This is a genomic window from Streptomyces sp. NPDC058086 (assembly GCF_042885015.1).
Taxonomy (GTDB): Bacteria; Actinomycetota; Actinomycetes; order Streptomycetales; family Streptomycetaceae; genus Streptomyces.
In genome coordinates, this window is the sequence record NZ_JBHVST010000039.1 from 73,014 (window position 1) to 93,811 (window position 20,798).

Annotated in this window: 15 protein-coding genes; 6 read left to right on the forward strand and 9 right to left on the reverse strand. The window is 70.2% G+C overall.

Going from position 1 to position 20,798, the window contains the following annotated elements; genetic code table 11:
- Positions 1–71: 71 nt before the first annotated feature.
- The gene (locus tag ACFVWD_RS28020) at positions 72–656 is read left to right on the forward strand and encodes a TetR/AcrR family transcriptional regulator (RefSeq protein WP_389599980.1); all 585 of its coding nucleotides are present in this window, start codon (positions 72–74) and stop codon (positions 654–656) included.
- 66 nt (positions 657–722) lie between these two features.
- Positions 723–1,487, forward strand: coding sequence for an SDR family NAD(P)-dependent oxidoreductase (locus tag ACFVWD_RS28025; protein WP_389599982.1), 765 nt, complete (start codon positions 723–725; stop codon positions 1,485–1,487).
- A gap of 161 nt (positions 1,488–1,648) precedes the next feature.
- Here the strand turns inward: ACFVWD_RS28025 and ACFVWD_RS28030 are convergent, their stop codons facing one another.
- The 6 genes from ACFVWD_RS28030 to ACFVWD_RS28055 form a co-directional block, all read right to left on the reverse strand.
- Positions 1,649–2,590 (reverse strand): oxidoreductase, encoded by a 942-nt coding sequence (locus ACFVWD_RS28030; RefSeq protein WP_389599984.1) that lies wholly within the window; start codon positions 2,588–2,590, stop codon positions 1,649–1,651.
- Between the two features lie 42 nt (positions 2,591–2,632).
- Entirely contained in the window at positions 2,633–4,918 is a 2,286-nt protein-coding gene (locus ACFVWD_RS28035) for an FtsX-like permease family protein (RefSeq protein ID WP_389599986.1), read from the reverse strand.
- The gene (locus ACFVWD_RS28040; RefSeq protein ID WP_389600011.1) at positions 4,915–5,565 is read right to left on the reverse strand and encodes an ABC transporter ATP-binding protein; all 651 of its coding nucleotides are present in this window, start codon (positions 5,563–5,565) and stop codon (positions 4,915–4,917) included. The genes ACFVWD_RS28035 and ACFVWD_RS28040 overlap by 4 nt, the downstream gene beginning before the upstream one ends.
- A gap of 105 nt (positions 5,566–5,670) precedes the next feature.
- Positions 5,671–6,081, reverse strand: coding sequence for a hypothetical protein (locus tag ACFVWD_RS28045; RefSeq protein ID WP_389599987.1), 411 nt, complete (start codon positions 6,079–6,081; stop codon positions 5,671–5,673).
- A 529-nt stretch (positions 6,082–6,610) separates the two neighbouring features.
- Complete coding sequence (ppdK, locus tag ACFVWD_RS28050) at positions 6,611–9,361, reverse strand: pyruvate, phosphate dikinase (protein WP_389599988.1); 2,751 nt, start codon at positions 9,359–9,361, stop codon at positions 6,611–6,613.
- A gap of 453 nt (positions 9,362–9,814) precedes the next feature.
- Positions 9,815–11,098 carry an ROK family protein gene (locus ACFVWD_RS28055; RefSeq protein WP_389600013.1) on the reverse strand — a complete coding sequence of 428 codons (1,284 nt, stop codon included), beginning with the start codon at positions 11,096–11,098 and terminating at the stop codon, positions 9,815–9,817.
- Between the two features lie 221 nt (positions 11,099–11,319).
- On the opposite strand from ACFVWD_RS28055, the gene ACFVWD_RS28060 reads away from it, so the two are divergent.
- Complete coding sequence (locus ACFVWD_RS28060; RefSeq protein ID WP_389600014.1) at positions 11,320–13,032, forward strand: hypothetical protein; 1,713 nt, start codon at positions 11,320–11,322, stop codon at positions 13,030–13,032.
- On the forward strand, positions 13,029–14,966 hold the full coding sequence (locus ACFVWD_RS28065) for a glycogen debranching N-terminal domain-containing protein (RefSeq protein WP_389599990.1): 1,938 nt from the start codon (positions 13,029–13,031) through the stop codon (positions 14,964–14,966). Before ACFVWD_RS28060 ends, ACFVWD_RS28065 begins: the two co-directional genes overlap by 4 nt.
- Before the next feature lie 18 nt (positions 14,967–14,984).
- Here ACFVWD_RS28065 and dusB read toward each other — a convergent pair whose 3' ends face one another.
- Positions 14,985–16,151 carry a tRNA dihydrouridine synthase DusB gene (gene dusB, locus ACFVWD_RS28070; protein WP_389599992.1) on the reverse strand — a complete coding sequence of 389 codons (1,167 nt, stop codon included), beginning with the start codon at positions 16,149–16,151 and terminating at the stop codon, positions 14,985–14,987.
- A gap of 123 nt (positions 16,152–16,274) precedes the next feature.
- On the opposite strand from dusB, the gene ACFVWD_RS28075 reads away from it, so the two are divergent.
- A complete protein-coding gene (locus ACFVWD_RS28075; protein ID WP_389599994.1) occupies positions 16,275–17,720 on the forward strand; it encodes an MFS transporter in 1,446 nt (481 codons plus the stop codon).
- A gap of 18 nt (positions 17,721–17,738) precedes the next feature.
- Here ACFVWD_RS28075 and ACFVWD_RS28080 read toward each other — a convergent pair whose 3' ends face one another.
- Positions 17,739–18,722 carry a helix-turn-helix transcriptional regulator gene (locus tag ACFVWD_RS28080; protein ID WP_389599996.1) on the reverse strand — a complete coding sequence of 328 codons (984 nt, stop codon included), beginning with the start codon at positions 18,720–18,722 and terminating at the stop codon, positions 17,739–17,741.
- Positions 18,723–18,823: 101 nt separating this feature from the next.
- Between ACFVWD_RS28080 and ACFVWD_RS28085 the strand changes: the two genes are divergently transcribed.
- On the forward strand, positions 18,824–20,254 hold the full coding sequence (locus ACFVWD_RS28085) for an MFS transporter (protein WP_389599998.1): 1,431 nt from the start codon (positions 18,824–18,826) through the stop codon (positions 20,252–20,254).
- Positions 20,255–20,296: 42 nt separating this feature from the next.
- On the opposite strand, the gene ACFVWD_RS28090 is transcribed toward ACFVWD_RS28085, so the two are convergent.
- Positions 20,297–20,677: a VOC family protein gene (locus ACFVWD_RS28090; RefSeq protein ID WP_389600000.1), complete on the reverse strand. Its 381-nt coding sequence runs from the start codon at positions 20,675–20,677 to the stop codon at positions 20,297–20,299.
- Positions 20,678–20,798 lie beyond the last annotated feature (121 nt).

A 20,798-nucleotide genomic window follows, 5' to 3' on the forward strand; every position in this document is an offset into this window, starting at 1 on the left:
ACCTTCTCGCGCCCGACGGTCACCCCGGTCTTACTTGACCGATCATTCTCGATTGCTCTACGGTCGCTCACATGGCCAGAACCAAGGAATTCGACCCGGACGCCGCACTGCAGTCGGCCCTGGAGCTGTTCTGGCGGCGCGGCTACGAGGCGACATCGATGACGGACCTCGTCGAGCACCTCGGCGTCGGCCGCGCCAGCATCTACGCGACCTTCGGCAACAAGCACGAGCTGTACCTGAAGGCACTGGACCGCTATCAGCAGGCGCGCAATCCGCAGCTCCTGCGGGAACTCTCCCAGCCAGGTCCCGCACTGCCCGCCGTACGAGCGGTGGTACGCCGCTTCGCGACCGAGGCGACGACCGAGGGAAGGCGCCTGAGCGGCTGCTTCGTCACCAACACGGCCGCCGAACTGGCACCCCACGACACGGCCGCGGCCCGCCGCGTCGAGCACAACTGGGACCACATCGAGACCCTGCTGCACTCGGCCCTGGTCCGCGCGCAGGCCCAGGGCGAACTGCCCGCCGGCCGGAACCCGCTCGCCCTCGCCCGCATGCTGCTGGTCCTGATGCAGGGCCTACGGGTGGTGGGCAAGGCGTCCGCGGACCCGGCCCGGGTCCAGGACGCGGCGGAACAGGCGCTGACGCTGCTCGACTGAAGACCACATTCCAAGGCTCGCGCACGCCTTCATACTGAACCGATCAGTCAAATAAGGGGATCCGGAATGACCGCACGCTTCTCGGGAAAGACCGCCCTCGTCACGGGCGCCGGTTCCGGCATAGGCAGGACCACCGCCCTGGCGTTCGCCGCGGAGGGCGCGCAGGTGGTCGTCGCCGGCCGCACCGCCGCGTCGCTCGACGAGACGGTCGCGCTGATCGAGGCGCAGGGTGGAAAGGCGCTGGCGGTGACCGCGGACGTGTCACGCCCGGACGAGGTGCGCGCCCTCGTCGAGGCGGCCGTCGACCGTTTCGGCTCTCTGGACGTGGCGGTGAACAACGCGGCCGTCTTCCACGGCGGAACACCGCTGGCCGACCTCCCGGAAGCCGACTGGCACGCCGAACTGGACATCAACGTCACCGGCGTGTTCCTCGCCCTTCAGGCGGAGATCCGGCAGATGCGGACGCAGCCGTCCGGCGGCGCGATCGTCAACCTCGCCTCCACCATCGGCCTGCACACCCGCCGCCCGGGCGTCGCCGCCTACGCCGCCGCCAAGGCCGCCGTCACCGCGCTGTCCCGCGCCGCGGCCCTCGACCACATCGCCGACGGGGTCAGGATCAACGTCGTCAGCCCCGGCGCCTCCGCCACCACGATGTCACTGCGGCCGGGCGAGTCGGAGGCCGAGCGGGCGGAGCGGGTACGTCACGAACTGCCGCTGGGCCGCGTCTCGAAGACCGAGGAGGTGGCGGCGGCCGTCCTCTACCTGGCGTCGGACGACGCGGCGTCGATCGTGGGCACGGACCTGGTGGTGGACAGCGGAAGCGCCCTCTGACGGGGGCCGGCACGGGCCGGACGCGGGCCGGACGCGGACCCGGACCCGGACCGGACGCGGACCGGGCACGGGCCGGACGCGGACCGGGCACGGGCCGGACGCGGACCGGGCACGGGCCGGACGCGGACCGGGCACGGGCCGGACGCGGACCGGGGCTCAGGTCACTTCGGAGCGAGAGCGTCGTAGGTCACGCCGGTGAGTTGCTCGGAGGCGCTCCAGAGGCGCTCGCCGACTGCGTCGTTGCGCGTCCACCCGGCCCGCCAGGAGCTCGCGGGCGCGCCGCGCCACATCGCGAACGAGGGTCCGGTGAAGGAGTCGGGCCGTACGCCGGGAGCGGTGGCGGCGTACAGCGTGGGCAGCGCTCCGGCGTCCGGGCTCTGCGCGAGGAGCCGGTTCCCGATCTCCATGACCCGCTCGGCGCCCTTGCGCCCCGCGAGCTTCGGCCCGGCGGTCTGGAGGTTGGTGGAGGCGTACCCGGGATGAGCGGCGGCAGCGACGACATCGGACCCGACACCGGCCAGCCGCCGCGCCAGCTCGTGGGTGAACAGAAGATTGGCGCTCTTGGACCGCCCGTAGGCGACCCAGCGTCGATACCCGCCGCGCTCGCTGTCGAGGTCGCGGATGTCGATGTTGGCGAGCACGTGGAACATGCTCGACACGGTCACGACGCGGGCGCCAGGGGTGGCGAGCAGCGCGGGAAGCAGCAGCCCGGTGAGCGCGAAGTGCCCCAGATGATTGACCCCGAACTGAGTCTCGAACCCATTGGAGGTACGTGCGAACGGCAGAGCCATGACCCCGGCGTTGTTGACGAGAAGATCAAGCCGCTCGCCATACACAAGGTCGAACATCGCCGCGAACTCCGCCACGGAGTCGAGATCACCGAGGTCCAGCCGTACGAACTCCACGTCCGCGCCGGGTACCTCGGAGGTGATCCGGTCCCCCGCCTCACTCCCCCGCGCCTCACTCCGACAGGCGAGCACGACCCGCGCGCCGCGCCGCGCGAGCTCACGCGCCGTGACGAACCCGATCCCGCTGTTGGCCCCGGTGACGACGGCCGTACGGCCACGCTGATCAGGGATGTCACTCACATTCCACCCAGCCACGCCCAAACCCCTCTCCACCACTGTCCGTCACACACCGTACGCTCAGTCTCGCCTGATCAGCTCGGGATCAATCCTCCGCCCCACAAGCGGCAACGCGCCCACGGCGGCGACGACCAGCACCCCGAGCGCACACGCGAGCAGCAGCGGAATCCCGCTCCCGTCCCAGAAGACGGCCCCACCCCCGGTGACCAGATAGCTCGACTCGGCCATCTTCCCCACCACCACCGCCAACACCAACCCCACGGCCAACGGCAACACCACCTGCACCACCTGCACAGCCCGCAACGTCCGCGCCCGAGCCCCCAACAAGGCCAACGCAGTAACCTGCGGCCGCCGCTCGACGGCCCGGTCGGTGGCCGCGACGAGGTATGCGGCTACGCCGATGATCAGGCCGAGGATCATGCCTACGGCCAGGAGGGTTTTTACGACGGTGATCTGTTGGAGTGCGAGGACCTGCAACCCCTGAGGCAGGACGATCGCAGTGGGGGCGGCGCCACCGATGCCGTCGAGGACACGGCCTACGGTCTGGAAGTCGGAGTCGCTGATCAGGATGAGAGTGGCACTCTCCGGGCGAGTGTCCCGCGGCACCATCGACGGCGGCACCAGGATCGCTCCGGTGCTGATCACCTGAGTGTCCACAGGGTCGTGGAAGCGAACTTTCTGATGCGGCACGGTGAGTTTCAGGTCACGGGGGTGCCGCCCGCCCCGCATGGCGTAAGAGACAGCGTCTCCTGCCCGGATGCTCTCCTGAACCTGCGTGGAATCCCACAGCCACAGAGGCCGACCGTCCACGCACCCTTCGACCGCCCGCACCGCCCGGCGCAGTTGGGTGCAAGTAGCCACCACCGCGTTGGCTCTCGGCGCCGTCACCGCATCGCCACCGCGCTCGGACTGCACGACAACGATGTGCGCCCGCAGATCTGGCAGGCTTTCGAGTACATGTTGCTGGGACGCGTCAGTCTGCTCAAGCAGCACGTCGTACCGCTGGACGGGCGAGGTGTTCTTAGAGACCTGGTTCAGCTCAATGAGCACACCTTGTGCAAGCGAAGCCACGAAGACCAGCAGGACCAGACCCGTCGCCACCCGGAGCGCGCCACCTGGCTCGGCCTCGTTACGCCGCATCGCGAGACTGAGGGACAGCGACTGCGTTGAGCGCGCCGTGCGTCGCGCCAGGTACCGGGACAGCGCGGGAAGTGACAGCGCAAGCCCCGCACCGACCAGAATCACCGCCGATGGCACCAGCACCGAGGACAGTGCCGTGCTCGTGGGTGCATGCCCGGTGGCTCCGGCGATGCAGTAGCCCGTCAGAATGCCCATGCCTGCGGTCAACGGAAGGAATCCCCACCTTGACGGCGGCTTCTCCACTGCGCTGCGCCGGACAGCCAACGGGTTTGCTGCTGCCTTACGTGCGCTGGCACGGCCTACAAACCAGGCGAGCGCTGGACAGCCCACGAGGCACACCAGAAGGGTCGAGGCGGACAAGGCCCCATCGGCCGGGTACCACTTGAATCCGGGCAGACCGATCCGCGAGACGAGCTGGTTCACGACCTCGTACTCGCCAAGACCCAGAACAGCACCCACACCGGCCGCCGCAACGGTCTCTGCGGCGTTCACCCGTTGAGTGCCCTTCCTGCTCAGCCCCAACAGGCGGAGGGCAGCCAATCGGCGTGTCCGTTCTGCGGCGGAGAGGCGTGCGCACACGGAGAGGAAGACTGCGAGGGGGAGCAGCACGACTGCGGCCATCGTGAAGCGGACGATGTCGAGAGTGGATGCCTCCACGGTGGGGTCCGGCGCATAGTCCATGCCCCACTGCTTCACGGGATAGCCGTCGGGCAGTTCGGCGCGGGTCATGCCCACGTATGCAACGAGTTCATCCGAACGAGCGAGCCCTTGAGCTCCGATCAGCCCAGCCTCCTTACCCGGAAAACGCTGCGCCACCGCCGGTTCGTCTCGCAGCAGTCGATGCAGCCGGGGAGAGACGATCACCTGGCCATCTCGTGGGATCGACTTCAGACCGGGCGGCGGTTCGATGGACTTCGTCCCACGTGCGATGAAGATCCGGGTGAGAGGGGCTGCGCCATAGGGGTCGGTGCGGCTGAGAGTCAGCGGAAAACCGTCGCGGATCGACTGGCCAGACTGATCCCGCGGGACGACGGGCTGTCGGCCTGCGATGCGCCCGTCCTGCGCCGCGATGATTCCGGGAATGGCGAGCACGATGGCCAGACAGCACACACCGAGCGATCCACCCACCGCCATGAGCACGAATCGCGTACGGTTGCCACGCCCGCTGCCGAGCAACAGCCGCAGACCCAAGAGGAGTTCCTTCACGTCACGTCCTGTTCTCGGGCGAGCACACCGTCGGACATCGTGTAGCGGCTGTCCGCTCGGGCCGCGACCTTCGGGTCGTGGGTAACGAGGACGACCGCTGTGCCCTGCGACCTGGCGAGGGTGAGGAATTCCTGCAGCACGGTGGCGGCGTTGGCGCTGTCGAGCGATCCGGTCGGCTCGTCTGCGAAGACAACGGTCGGCCGATGCACGAGAGCGCGTGCTACGGCGACCCGCTGGTTCTGGCCGCCCGACACCTGTGAGGGGCGCCGCTCCCGCAGTTCGGCGAGCCCAAGCCGTCCCAGTACCTCGCCAGCGGCAGCAAGCGCCGTGGTCTTGCGCTGCCCGGCCAGCCTCAGTGGCAGAGCGGCGTTCTCCTCCACGGTCAGTTCGGGCAGCAACTCGCCGTGCTGGAAGACGAATCCGAAGCGGTCACGGCGAAGGGCGCTGAGTTCGTCGTCGTCGAGTGCACCCAGCGGGCGTCCTTCGAAGCGGACTTCGCCGCCTGCGACGGGCAATACTCCGGCCAGGCAATACAGGAGGGACGACTTGCCCGAACCGCTCTGCCCGCTGATGGCCACAACCTCGCCCTGGCCGAGCGCAATGGAAGCACCCCTGACAGCGTGCGACTGCCCGTAGAAAAGATCGATCCCTCTGGCCGACAGGACTTCTGACGTACTGATGTGAGCCTCCAAGTAAGGCGGGAAGGAACGGACCCGGGCCTACGCCCGGGTCCTGGGCATCGGAAAATCCGCCTACGGCTTGAAGTGGTTTGTGAAGGAGCAGTTGTCCGGCCGGAGGGATCCACGATCACGACAGGCGCGCAGATCTGCGTCGTCGGTGAACTGCTGGGCCCCGTCCCAGTTCAGGTGGTGCATGAACACCGTCTGCCGCTGCTTGCCGTTGTAGCGAACCCAGTCGTGCCCTTCGACGCGAACCTGCATATAGACGTTGTGACCGTCACTGGCCGAGACATCCTTGAGATGCCCAGCCCATTCGAAAGCACCATGGTTCTGGCCGGCCGCATTAAACCTGTACTGCCCCTTGTCGAAGGTCACGCCAGTCGGGGTCATTTGCGGCAGATCATGCCAAGACCCCGCCATCGACGTCCCGGCCCCAACGAGAAACACCCCGGCCGCCACCACGCCAACCATCGCCGTCTTCATCCGTCACCCCTCTACCTCCCGAAGACCCCGTCGGCCCCCAGGAGTTACAGAAGGTAATGGATCAGTAACGCGCTGAATCCTTTGGCCTACGAATCGCCATCCCATCAGGTGATCCGGAAGCACGGGACGCACGAGCGGGCGCCGACCTCGGCGACCAGCGTCAGGGCGTCGCGTAGTCGTTCGGAAAGGGCTGGGTGTCCAGGTGGAAGCATTCGGCGGTGGGGCCCGGCATCGGGGCCGACGGTGCGCCGGTCTGGGCCCAGTCCTCCACGCGGGCGGGGGAGGCAGGTCGACGGGGCAGTGTCGCGGTGCGGGGTTCCTCGCGGGCGTAGGTCTCCGGGGCCGGCCCGCGCCGGTGGCGGAGAGGCCGAGCTGCACGCGGCACCGTACGGAGGGCTCGACGCCTTCGTACGGCACGACGGGACGGCACCTCCGCACAAGGTGCCGCCCCGTTTCTTTCGTACGCCGGAGCCGTCGGCCGTCGGTGAGGGTCAGGTTTGACCGTCGGCGGCCCCGGAGTTCCAGCGCGCTAGCGGTGGTCGCTGCCCTTCGCCGTCGACGCCGCGCGGCCCGCCTCCAGGCGTGCCACCGGGATCCGGAAGGGGGAGCAGGACACGTAGTCCAGTCCCACCTCGTGGAAGAAGTGGACGGACTCGGGGTCGCCGCCGTGTTCGCCGCAGACGCCGAGCTTCAGGTCGGGGCGGGTGGCGCGGCCGGCCTGCACGGCCGACTTCACCAGGGAACCCACACCGTCCCTGTCGATGGTCTCGAAGGGGGAGACGCCGAAGATGCCCTTCTCCAGGTACGCGGTGAAGAAGCTCGCCTCCACGTCGTCCCGGGAGAAGCCCCAGACGGTCTGCGTGAGGTCGTTCGTACCGAAGGAGAAGAACTCGGCGGCCTCGGCGATCTGACCGGCGGTCAGCGCGGCCCGCGGGAGTTCGATCATCGTGCCGATGGCCAGCCTGAGGTTCGTGCCGGCGGCCTCCTGCACCTCCGCGATGACCTGGTCGGCCTCCTCGCGGACGATCTCCAGCTCCTGGACCGTACCGACGAGGGGGATCATGATCTCGGCCCGCGGGTCGCCCTTGGCGTTCTTGCGTTCGGCGGCCGCCTCCGCGATCGCCCGTACCTGCATGGTGAACAGGCCGGGGATGACCAGGCCGAGACGTACGCCGCGCAGACCCAGCATCGGGTTCTGCTCGTGCAGCCGGTGCACGGCCTGCAGCAGGCGCAGGTCGTTCTCGTTGGCGTCGCCGCGCGACTCGGCCAGCGCCACCCGTACGGACAGTTCGGTCACGTCCGGCAGGAACTCGTGCAGCGGCGGGTCCAGGAGACGGATCGTCACCGGGAGGCCGTCCATCGCCTCGAAGAGTTCGACGAAGTCCCGCTTCTGGAGGGGCAGGAGCTCCTTGAGGGATTCCTCGCGCTCCGCCTCCGTGTCGGCCAGGATCAGACGCTCGACCAGTTCGCGCCGGTCACCGAGGAACATGTGCTCGGTGCGGCACAGGCCGATGCCCTGCGCGCCGAAGCGGCGGGCGCGGAGGGCGTCCTCCGCGTTGTCCGCGTTGGCGCGCACGCGCAGGCGGCGGACCCGGTCCGCGTACGCCATGATCCGGTGCACGGCCGCGACCAGCTCGTCCGCGTCGTCGGCGCCCGCGTGCATCCGGCCCTCGAAGTACTCGACGACCGGGGAGGGCACGACCGGGACCTCGCCCAGGTAGACCTTGCCCGTGGAGCCGTCGATGGAGACGACGTCGCCTTCCTCGATGACCACTCCGCCCGGGGCCGTCATCCGGCGCCGCTTGGTGTCGACCTCGAGCTCCTCGGCGCCGCACACGCACGTCTTGCCCATGCCGCGCGCCACGACGGCGGCGTGCGAGGTCTTGCCGCCACGCGAGGTCAGGATGCCCTCGGCCGCGATCATGCCGTCCAGGTCGTCGGGGTTGGTCTCACGGCGGATCAGGATGACCTTCTCGCCCGAACGCGACCACTTGATCGCGGTGTACGAGTCGAAGACCGCCTTGCCGACCGCCGCGCCGGGCGATGCCGCGATGCCCCGGCCGATCTGGTCGACCTTCGCCTGGTCGTCGAAGCGCGGGAACATCAGCTGCGCGAGCTGGGCGCCCGTCACGCGCTGGAGGGCCTCCGCCTCGTCGATCAGGCCCTGGTCCACGAGCTGCGTGGCGATACGGAAGGCCGCACCCGCCGTGCGCTTGCCGACGCGGGTCTGGAGCATCCACAGCTGGCCGCGCTCGATGGTGAACTCGATGTCGCAGAGATCCTTGTAGTGGTTCTCCAGGGTCTCCATGATCTGCATCAGCTGGTCGTACGACTTCTTGTCGATCGACTCCAGCTCGGCGAGCGGGACCGTGTTGCGGATGCCCGCGACCACGTCCTCGCCCTGGGCGTTCTGGAGGTAGTCGCCGTACACGCCCTGGTGGCCGGACGCGGGGTCACGCGTGAACGCCACACCCGTGCCCGAGTCGGGGCCGAGGTTGCCGAAGACCATCGAACAGACGTTGACCGCGGTGCCGAGGTCGTGCGGAATGCGCTCCTGGCGGCGGTAGAGCTTGGCGCGGTCGGTGTTCCAGGAGTCGAAGACCGCGTGGATCGCGAGGTCCATCTGCTCGCGCGGATCCTGCGGGAAGTCCCGGCCGGCCTCGGCCTTGACGATCCTCTTGAACTTGGTGACCAGCTTCTTGAGGTCCGCGGCATCCAGCTCCGTGTCGACCGTGACCTTCTTGGCCGTCTTCGCCGCGTCCAGCGCGTCCTCGAAGAGCTCGCCGTCGACGCCGAGGACCGTCTTGCCGAACATCTGGATGAGACGGCGGTACGAGTCCCACGCGAAGCGGTCGTCGCCGGCCTGCTTGGCGAGGCCCTGGACCGACTTGTCGGAGAGGCCGATGTTCAGCACGGTGTCCATCATGCCCGGCATGGAGAACTTCGCCCCGGAACGGACGGATACGAGGAGAGGGTTGTCGGCCTGGCCGAGCTTCTTGCCCATCGTCGCTTCAAGGGCATCGAGGTGCGCGCTCACCTCGTCACGCAGTGCCGCCGGCTCCTCGCCACTGTCGAGGTAGGTCTTGCACGCCTCGGTGGTGATGGTGAAGCCCGGAGGGACGGGAAGGCCCAGGTTGGTCATCTCGGCGAGGTTCGCACCCTTGCCACCGAGGAGGTCCTTGAGGTCCCTGTTGCCTTCGGTGAAGTCGTAAACGAACTTCGCCCCCTCAACGCCGCTGTCGCTGCTTTCAGCTACGTGGGGATCTTTGTTTTCCGACACGAGTCTCGACTCCTCGACGTCGCGGTGGCTGCCCTGACGGCCAGGAACATACCCAGATCGAAGGCGTCTGGGTACGTCTACTTGCACGTCATGCGCCTGTAACCACCCGTCCGCCACTCGATTGAAAGTCAAGCCTTGGCAAGCGGTCACGGCCGGATGTTTTCACTTCTTGAACGAATCCCCGCCCTCCGGAAGCAGTATACGCTCAGATGAGCGGTCACTGACACGTCTGAGTTTAATCGATGAACGATCAAGGGGTGGCACTGAGTGCCACCCCTTAGGGAAGTGCAGTCGGTCAAGATCCGCTCATCTGAGCGCTACCCCTATCAAGGGTGGCGAGAATCACGCAGCAAAGACGGCCTGGATTTCATCATGCGGACCACGATGTGGACGCGACGTGGACGCGACACATGGATGTCACACACCCCGCCGTCCATGGGCGTCACACAGGCGTCACACACCCAGCGCCGCCAGCCGTTCCTCCACCCGCTCCGGCGCATACAGGTACTCCACGACCAGCGCCCCGGCCCCCACCAGCCCCGCCCGCTCCCCGAGCCGCGAGGTCACCACGTCCAGATGAGCGGTCGAACGCGGCAGCGCCCGCTGATACAGCAGCTCGCGCACACCCGTGAGGAACGGGGTTCCGGCCAGATCCCCGGCGATCATCAGCACGCCGGGGTTCAACAGGGTCACCACGGTCGCGAGTACGTCCCCGACCTGGCGACCCGCCTCCCGCGCGAGCGCCATCGCCTCCGGGTGTCCGGCCGTCAGCAGGTCGCGCACATCCGATCCGGAGGTGGCCGGGACGCCGGACTCGGCGAGTCTGCGCGCCACCGCGCCACCGCTCGCGACGGCGGCCAGACAGCCGTACGAACCGCACCGGCACAGCGCGTCCGCGCCCACCCGGATGTGCCCGATGTCGCCTGCGCCCCCGTCGACGCCCCGGTAGATGGAGCCGCCGACGACCATGCCCGCACCGATACCGGTGGAGACCTTGACCAGGGCGAACGCCGAACAGTCCGGATAACCGGTGCGCTGTTCGCCGTACGCCATGAGGTTGGCGTCGTTGTCGACGAGTACGGGGATCCGGGCGCCGCTCCTGGTGATCCCGGCGCTCCAGGCGCTACCGGCGCCACCCGCGCTCTTGTTGCCGGTGTGCTCGGCGAAGGCGCGGCCCAGACGCCCGCGTATGTCGAAACCGTCCCAGCCCGGCATGATCGGCGGCTGCACCACCTTGCCGGTGTCGGTGTCCACCGGGCCCGGCACCGCGATCCCGATCCCGCACACCGCGTCCGCGCGCTGCCCGGCCTTCTCCAGCAGCTCGGCGAACCAGCGGCCGAGTTCGCCCAGCACGGCGTCCGGGCCGTCCTCGATGCGCAGACTTCCGTGGTGCTCGGCCTGGATCTCGCCGCTCAGCGAGACGACGGCGGCCCGGCCGTGCCGGGTGTCGAGGTCGGCGGCGAGGACGACGGCGTGTTCGTCGTCGAACTCCAGGGTGATCGAGGGCCGGCCGCCCTGCGGGGAGTCCACCGGGCCGCCCGCGCCCTCGCGCAGCCAGCCCGCACGGAAGAGCCGGTCGAGGCGCTGGCCGACCGTGGCCCGCGACAGACCGGTGGCCTGCTGCAGCGCGCCGCGCGTCGTGGCGCGCCCGCTGCGCACCAGTTCGAGCAGTTCCCCGGCGCTTGCCTGATGCCCGGCCCTCATGGCCTTCGCCGCCCTTCCCGCCGTCCCCGCCATGCCTGTCATGCCCAACCCCTTGCGTTCACCAACTCTGCATTACATATTGAGTTTTGCGTGTTAAATAGACGTAACCCTACGGTAGCTAGTGCCGAACCGATCGGCCGGACGTCTTCGGGGAGACCTGAGTGGACAGCACAACCCAACTCACCATCCGCCGCACGGGGATCACCGCCCCCGTGCGCACCTCGGGTTCCCCCGCTCCGCCCGGTTCGCACGAGATCACCCACTCCGGCGCGCATGTATACGATCCCGACCGGCCCGCCGGGTCGCTGCACCTCAGGGCCGCCCGGGTACTCGAAGGCAACTGGACGGGAACGTCGACGGTTCCCTCGCACGGTCTGTACCCGCACCAGTGGTCCTGGGACTCCGCCTTCATCGCGATCGGCCTGCGCCACCTGTCCCCCTTGAGGGCGCAGACGGAACTGGAGACGCTGCTCGGCGCCCAATGGGGTGACGGCCGGATCCCGCACATCGTGTTCAACCCCTCCGTTCCGCTCGACGCCTACTTCCCGAGCCCCGACTTCTGGCGCTCCTCGACCGCGGGGCGCGCTGCGGGCGCCCCGCGCACCGTACAGACGTCGGGCATCGTGCAGCCACCGGTGCACGCGCTCGCCGCCTGGCTGGTGCACCAGGCCGACCCGGGTCTGTCCCGGTCGCGCTCCTTCCTCTCCCGGATGTATCCCCGGCTGGCCGCCTGGCACCGCTATCTGCTGCACCGGCGGGACCTGGGCGGCGGCGGGCTCGCCTCCGTGGTCCACCCGTGGGAGCAGGGCATGGACAACAGCCCGTGTTGGGACGCCCCGCTCAGCCGTGTCACCCCGGCCGCGCCGCGCTCCTTCCGCCGCGCCGACCTCGACCACGGGTCCGCGGAGGACCGGCCGACGGACCTCGACTACGGGCGGTACGTGCGGCTCGCGACGGACTACCGGGACGGCGGGTACGCCGACGGCGCCGGCGAGTTCGCCGTCGAGGACCCGGCGTTCAACGCGCTGCTGATCGCCTCCGAGCACGCGCTCGCCGCGATCGCGCAGGAACTGGGCGCGGCGGGGACGGCGCGGCACGCCCGCGCGGAACGGTTGACGGCAGCGCTGGTGGAGCGCCTGTGGGACCCGGCGGAGGGGATGTTCTTCTGCCGGGACGTGTACGGCGGGGATGCGCGCGACGGGGGCGAGAACGGTGCTCTCGGTTCGGAGCGGCGCTCTGCCAAGAGCAGTGCTCACGAGTCGGAGAGGCGCTCTGCCAAGAGCAGTGCTCACTCTTCGGAGCGGCGCTCCCGCCAGAGCGGTGCTCACGCTTCAGAGCAGCGCTCTCGCACCGGTGCGCTCATCCCCGAGCGCAGCGTGGCCGGGCTGCTCCCGCTCATCCTCCCCGCACTCCCCCGCGACATCGCCGCCACCCTGGTCCGCACGGCGGGCGGGCCGCACTTCGGGCTCGGCGGGGTCGCCCGGCTGGCGCCGAGTTACGACCTGACCGGGCACGCCTTCGACCCGCACCGCTACTGGCGCGGCCCGGCGTGGTTCAACACGAACTGGCTGCTGGAGCGCGGGCTGCGGCTGCACGGGGAGCACGGGCGCGCGGAGGAGTTGCGGGCGGCGCTTCTGGAGACGGCAGACTCGTCCGGGTTCGCGGAGTACGTGGATCCGTACACCGGCGAGGCCTGCGGCGCGCTCGGCTTCAGCTGGACGGCCGCGCTGACACTGGACCTGCTGCACGAGCCCGCGGGCGCCGACCAGGCGGATCTGACGGATCGGGCGGATCTGACGGATCTGGCGAATCGGGCGGATCAGTCGACGCAAGTCGTGTCCCATCCGGGGCGCCGCGCGTTCGACAACGTACACGGCACGCCGCCACACGCATCGCACGCATCACACACGCCACACACGCCACACAGTTCATTCGAGACGGGCGCCAAGGGAGGGGACCGGGGATGACGGACCGGCATCATCTGCTCGTGCACGGTGGGACGTTCGCCGCCGTGGGCGACGGCGGGGACATCAGCGGGGTGCGCAGCGGCAGCTCCCCGGACGGGTTGTTCGTACGGGACGCCCGGCACCTCAGCCGCTGGCAGCTGACCGTCGACGGCGCGGTGCCCGAGGCGCTGACGCCGGTCGCGGACGGTGACACGGCGCGCTGTGTGCTCGTCCCGCGCGGCGGGCGCAACGAACCGCCCGCGTACACGCTCTTTCGTGAACAGGCCGTCGCCGACGGCGCGTTCGTGGAGGCGCTGCGCGTCACCAGCAACCGTCCGTCGCCCACGACCGTGCGCATCGCGCTCACCGTGGACGCCGACTTCACCGACCAGTTCGAGCTGCGCTCCGACTACCGTACGTACGCCAAGATCGGCGCCGTACGAGGGCGTCAGGTCCTCGACGACGGGGTGGAGTTCAGCTACCAGCGCGGGGAGTGGCGGTCCTGTACGACGGTCACCTCCGAGCCGCCGCCGGACGGAGTCGAGGAGACCGGCACCGGCGCCCGTCGCCTCGTATGGACCCTGGACCTCGAACCGCACGCCTCGGCGGAGCTGGCGCTGCGCGTCGCGGCCCGCCCGCACGGGGCGCTGAAGGACCCGGAGGTGCCCGCCTCACCCTCCGCGGCGAATGAACAACTCCTCGCGCTGGAAGGTGAGTTCGCGGACGGCGTGCCCTTCCCGACCGGCTGGCCGGAGCTGGCCGCGGCCTGCGCGCGCGGGCTGTCCGACCTCGCGGTGCTCCAGGTCCCGGCAACGGGCCCGGACGGCGAGGAGCTGCGGGTACCGGCGGCCGGAGTGCCGTGGTTCCTCACGCTCCTGGGCCGCGACGCTCTGCTGACCTCCCTGTTCGCGCTCCCCTACCGCCCCGAGCTCGCCGCCGCCACGCTGCCCGCGCTCGCCGCGACACAGGCGGCCGAGGTGGGAGCGGGTGCGGTGGCCCAGCCCGGCAAGATCGTGCACGAGGTGCGGCACGGTGAGTTGGCGCACTTCGGGCAGGTGCCGTACGGGCGGTACTACGGTTCGGTGGACGCGACACCGCTGTTCCTGGTGCTGCTCGGCGCGTACACCGAGCAGACGGGTGACCCGACCCTGGCCCGACGGCTGGAGGCCAACGCCCGGGCGGCGATCGGCTGGATGCTGGACCACGGCGGCCTGACCTCCGTCGGCTATCTCGTCTACCGCGCGGACGGCGGCGGACTCGCCAACCAGAACTGGAAGGACTCCCCCGGCGCGATCTGCTCCGCCGACGGGAGCCGTCCCAGTGGGCCGGTGATGGCCGCGGGCGCGCAGGGATACGCGTACGACGCACTGCGCCGCACCGCCCACCTGTCCCGTACGGTCTGGGGCGACGAGGTCTACGCCGCTCTGCTCGAACAGGCGGCGGGCGACCTCCGTGACCGTTTCCAGCGGGACTTCTGGATGAGTGAACACGCCTTCCCCGCGCTGGCGTTGGACGGTGACGGCCGTCAGGTCGACGCCCTCGCCTCGGACGCCGGGCACCTGCTGTGGTCGGGGCTGCTCGACAAGGAGTACGGCGAACTGGTCGGCCACCGCCTGCTGGAGCCGGACTTCTTCTCCGGCTGGGGCGTGCGCACCCTGGCCTCCGGCCAGCCGGCGTACCACCCGCTGTCGTACCACCGCGGTTCGGTCTGGCCGCACGACAACGCGCTGATCACGCTGGGGCTGGCCCGCTACGGCCTGCACGACGAGGCCCGGACGGTCGCCCACGCGCTCGTCGACGCCGCCACGGCCGCCGGCCACCGTCTGCCGGAGGTCCTCGCGGGGTACGGCCGCGAGACACACGGGGAGCCGGTGCCTTATCCGCACGCGTGCGTACGGGAGTCCCGTTCGGCGGCGGCACCGTTGGCGTTGCTCACGGCGGTCGGGGGCGCTTGAGGGCCCCCGACCCGAAAGTCAGCCCCCGGACGTGTCCAGTTCCGCGTCCTCGCTGATGCCCGCGCAGTCGTACGGGTCCTTGAGCCAGCCGTCCGGCAGGACGACCCGGTTGTTGCCGGACGTGCGGCCGCGCGGGCCGTCCGCGCCCGTCGGCCAGGGCTGGTCGAGGTCCAACTCGGCGAGGCCGTCGGAGAGTTCGGCGAGGGACGACGTGATCGCGAGCCGACCCCGCATTTCGGAGCCGACCGCGAAGCCCTTCAGGTACCAGGCCACGTGCTTGCGGAAGTCGATGACGCCGCGCGCCTCGTCGCCGATCCACTCGCCGAGCAGGGTGGCGTGGCGGACCATGACGGCCGCGACCTCGCGCAGGGTCGGGCGGACATAGGCGTCCTGGCGCCCCTCGAAGGCGGCCACCAGGTCGCCGAACAGCCACGGCCTGCCGAGGCAGCCGCGCCCGACCACGACCCCGTCGCAGCCGGTCTCGCGCACCATTCGCAGCGCGTCCTCCGCCGACCAGATGTCGCCGTTGCCGAGGACGGGGATCTCCGGCACGTGCTCCTTGAGGCGCGCGATGGCGTCCCAGTCGGCCGTGCCGCCGTAGTGCTGGGCGGCGGTGCGGCCGTGCAGGGCGATGGCGGTGACGCCCTCCTCGACGGCGATCCGTCCGGCGTCGAGGAACGTGATGTGGTCGTCGTCGATGCCCTTGCGCATCTTCATCGTCACCGGGAGGTCGCCCGCCCCGCTGACGGCCTCGCGCAGGATCGCCCGCAGGAGGTTGCGCTTGTACGGGAGGGCGGAGCCGCCGCCCTTGCGGGTGACCTTCGGGACCGGGCAGCCGAAGTTCAGGTCGATGTGGTCGGCGAGGCCTTCCTCCGCGATCATGCGGACGGCCTTGCCGACGGTCGCCGGGTCCACGCCGTACAGCTGGATCGAGCGCGGCTTCTCGGTCGCGTCGAAGTGGATCAGCTGCATGGTCTTCTCGTTGCGCTCGACCAGCGCTCGCGTGGTGATCATCTCGCTGACGAACAGGCCCTTGCCGCCGCTGAACTCGCGGCACAGCGTGCGGAACGGCGCGTTCGTGATCCCGGCCATGGGGGCGAGGACGACGGGCGGCTGGACCGTGTGGGGGCCGATCGACAACGGGGAAGCGGCGGTGGTGGCGGGCGCGAGGGCGGTCGTGGACATTCCCCCATTGTCGCGTACGCGGACGGGTGCGGTGACTGTGGTGACTGTCATGAACGAGTGCGGTGCGCGACAGAGGAGGGTCATTAGTTAGACGCACTATCGACATGGGCGTAGGCTGGAGAAATGCCCGAGCTCAGTCCCCGCCACCGTCTTCTGGTCCTCGCGATCTGCTGCATGAGCCTGCTGATCGTGAGCCTCGACAACACGGTCCTGAACGTCGCCCTGCCCTCGATGCAGAAGGAACTGCACGCGAGCGTGGCGGGTCTCCAGTGGACCATCGACGCGTACACGCTGGTCCTGGCGTCGCTGCTGATGCTTGCGGGCTCGACCGCCGACCGCATCGGCCGCCGCCGGGTCTTCAAGGCGGGCCTGGTGATCTTCACCCTCGGTTCGGTCCTGTGCTCCGTCGCTCCGAACCTGGACTCGCTCGTCGCCTTCCGCATGGTGCAGGCGGTCGGCGGCTCGATGCTGAACCCGGTCGCGATGTCGATCATCACCAACACCTTCACGGACCCGCGCGAGCGCGCCCGCGCGATCGGCGTCTGGGGTGGCGTGGTCGGCATATCGATGGCCGCGGGCCCGATCGTCGGCGGCCTGCTCGTGGACTCGGTCGGCTGGCGGTCGATCTTCTGGATCAACCTCCCGGTCGGCCTCGCCGCGCTCCTGCTCACCTGGCGTTACGTCCCCGAGTCCCGCGCTCCCAAGGCCCGCCGCCCCGACCCGGTCGGGCAGCTCCTCGTCATCGCGCTGCTCGGCTCCCTGACGTACGCGATCATCGAGGCGCCCAGCTCCGGCGCCCCCAAGACCCTCGCCTTCGGGGCGATCGCCGTCGCCGCGCTGCTCGGCCTGCTGTGGTACGAGCCCCGGCGCGCCGAACCCCTCATCGACCTGCGCTTCTTCCGTTCGGCGCCGTTCAGCGGAGCCACGGTCGTCGCCATCAGCGCGTTCGCCGCGCTCAGCGGGTTCCTGTTCCTCTCGACGCTCTATCTGCAGAACGTGCGCGGTCTGGACGCGCTGCACGCGGGCCTGTGGATGCTGCCCATGGCGGTCATGTGCTTCGTGTGCGCGCCGTTGTCGGGGCGGCTGGTCGGCAACCGGGGGCCGCGACTGCCCCTGCTGATCGCGGGGGTCTCGATGACCGCGAGCGGGATTCTCTTCGCCGCGTTCGAAGGTGAGACGTCGAACGTCACGCTCGTCATCGGGTACGTCCTCTTCGGCCTCGGCTTCGGCTTCGTGAACGCCCCCATCACCAACACCGCCGTCTCCGGCATGCCCCGCACCCAGGCCGGGGTCGCGGCCGCCGTAGCCTCCACCAGCCGCCAGATCGGCGGCACCCTCGGTGTCGCCGTGGTCGGCGCGGTCCTCGCCTCCGGCATCCGGGCCTCGGCGTACCGGGAGACGTTCGTGTCGGCCGCCCGCCCCGGCTGGTGGATCCTCGCCGGCTGCGGTCTCGCCGTGCTCGTCCTGGGCGCGCTGACCAGCGGACGCTGGGCACGCGGGACGGCCGAGCGGACGGCACGGCAGCTGGAGTCGGCGGAGGTCCGGGACTCGGTGAGCGTCCACGCCTAGGCGTGCCCTCGGCGTGTCCTAGGCGGCTTCCGTCTCCGCCGTCAGCGCGATCTCGTGCAGCTTCCTCAGGCGTTCGCGGTTCTGCTCGTCCACGGGGGCGTACGTCACCATGCGGGCGCCCATGTCGGGGGCCAGCCACAGGTCGGTGTGGGTGACGGTGAGGAGTCCGACGTACGGGTTCAGGAACTGTTTGGTCTTGCTGCGCGAGCCGCCGAACACCTCGTACCGCTCCCAGATGTCCCGGAACTCCGCCGACTCCGTCCGCAGCCGCTTGACCAGCATCTTCCAGGCGGGCTCACCAAGGTGACCGGCCATGGAGCTGCGCAGCTTGGCGGCCATCACACGCATGGTCTCGTCCAGGAGCACGATCGACTCGCGCCACTCCGGGTGCGTGTAGACGAGGATCATGCAGTTGCGGTCCTCGGGCGGTACGCCGTCGAGGTCGCGCATCATCAGCCGGGCGTACGTGCGGTTGTACGCCAGGATGTCGTAGCGGCTGTTCTGGATGCAGGCCGGGACCGGCTCCAGCTGGGACAGCACCTCGAGCAGGGCCGGGGTGAGGGTCGGGCACCGCGCGGCGGGCGTGGGGTCGACGGCTCCGGCCAGCCGGAAGAGATGGGCGCGCTCGCTGGGGTCGAGCAGCAGGGTGCGGGCCAGGGCGTCGAGGACCTGTTCGGAGACCTGGATGTCACGGGCCTGTTCGAGCCAGGTGTACCAGGTGACGCCGACGGCGGAGAGCTGCGCGACCTCCTCGCGGCGCAGGCCCGGCGTGCGCCGGCGGCGGCCGCGGGGCAGTCCGACCTCCTCCGGCGTGATGCGCTCACGGCGGTTGCGCAGGAAGGTGGCGAGCTCGTGGCGCCGGATCTCGCTGCCGCGGGGGGCGGTGGTGCCGTGCGGCTCGGGGTCCACCGGCCGGGGAGAAGTCACGGACACCGCCCGCTGAGCAGGGTCGATGGCCTCCACCGGCCGGGGAGCGGCGTTCTCCTGCGTCATCGTCGTCATGCCTCCAGCCTGCCGTTCACCGGAACCTGTTGCCAGGTAGTGCTTCTACCAGGATAAGGACACTCTGGTACCAGTCTGAGGTCAGGAGAACTCTGGAGGACGTGACCGAAACCGGAACCCTCAGGACTCCAGTCCGCTCGCCCTCCGCAGCACCCGTGCTCAGCGGCCTCGGCCTCTTCACCGTGCTGCTCGGAGCGGCACTGCCCCTCATCGACTTCTTCATCGTCAACGTAGCCCTCCCGACCATCGGCCGTGACCTGAACGCGAGCGAAGCCGTCCTCGAACTCGTCGTCGCCGGGTACGGAGTCGCGTACGCCGTCCTGCTCGTCCTCGGCGGCCGCCTCGGCGACCTCTTCGGGCGACGCCAGTTCTTCCTCGGCGGCATGGCGGCCTTCGGCCTGACCTCCCTGGCGTGCGGGCTCGCGCCCAGCGCCTGGACGCTGGTGGCGGCGCGCGTCGCCCAGGGCGCGGCGTCCGCGGCGATGCTGCCGCAGGTGCTCGCCACCATCCAGGCGGCGACGGCGGGCCCGCGCCGCGCCAAGGCCATGGGCCTGTACGGGGCCACGGCCGGTCTGTCCATGGTGGCCGGGCAGATACTCGGCGGCCTCCTCGTCGCGGCGGACATCGCGGGCACCGGCTGGCGCGCGGTGTTCCTCGTGAACGTGCCCGTCGTGATCCTCGGCCTGATCCTGGCCACGCGCGCCGTCCCCGAGACGCGCTCGCAGCACCCGGAGCCGATCGACACCCCCGGCACGGTGCTGCTCGCCGTGTCCCTTCTCGCGCTCCTCGCCCCGCTCACCGAGGGCAGGGCGGCGGGCTGGCCCCTGTGGACCTGGCTGTCGCTGGCGCTGTTCCCCCTCGCGGCGGCGGCGTTCTACTTCGTCGAGCGCCGGGAGGACCGCGAGGGCCGTACGCCCCTGGTGCCGCCGAGCCTGTTCGCGCTGACCTCGCTCCGCCGGGGCCTGATCATGATCGTGCCGTTCTCGATCGGCTTCAGCGGCTTCATGTTCGTGATCGCGGTGGCGCTGCAGCGGGGTGCGGGCCTCGGCCCAGTCCCGGCGGGCCTGGCCCTGGCACCGATGGCCGTGGTCTTCTTCGTCGTCTCCCTCTGCGGCCCCCGGCTGATCGCCCGCTACGGCACCCGGATCGTCACGGCGGGCGGGCTGATCCAGGCGGTGGGCGTGGCTCTCATCGCGCTGGCCGCCTGGCGGTCCTGGCCCGACCTGGGCGTGTGGCAACTGCTGCCGGGCGCGGCGGTCGCGGGCGCGGGCCAGGCACTCCAGCTCCCCGTCCTCATCCGGATCATCCTCTCCGAGGTGCCGTCCGCGCGGGCCGGAGTCGGCAGCGGGGTCATGGCCACCACCCAGCAGTCGGCCCTCGCCATCGGCGTCGCCACCCTGGGCACCCTCTTCCTGTCCCTCGCCTCGAGCAACGGCATGCGGGACGCCCTCGTCACCACCCTCCTGGTCCAACTGGCGGGCGTGGCCCTGACGACGGCCCTGAGCCTGCGACTGCCGCGCACGATCAGCTGAGCTGCGGGCGCAGTCGGAGCATCCGCTCCATGGCGCAACTCCTCAGTGACGGACCAGACAGAAGGGATGTCCTGCCGGATCGGCGTAGATGTGCCAGCCACGCCCGTCGGAGACGTCGAGGGGCGTCGCGCCCAGAGCCAGGACCTGTTCCCGCGCCCGGTCCAGGTCGGGGACGCCGAAGTCCAGGTGGAACTGCTGGGGGCGGGCGGGATCGGACCACTGCGGAGGGCGGTACTCCGTGGCCGGGACTCGCTGGAAGGCGAGCACGAGACCGGACGGCGTGTGCAGCGTCGACCAGGCCTCGCCGAGCGCCCAGCGCGGGTCGGGCCGGTTGACGGTCCCACCGAGCAAGGCCTCGTAGAACTCGGCGAGTCGGAGCGGCTCGGGGCAGTCCAGCACCACGCACTGCAGCTCGGCGATCACGCGCCGATCCTAGGTCCTGTCGTCACATTCCCGTCGTCCGCCCGGAGGGCGGGCCCTGCGGCGTCATGGGGGTCCCCCTGCTCGAGCGGAGTCGAGAGCTTGGGGGAGCGTGCTCTCGGCG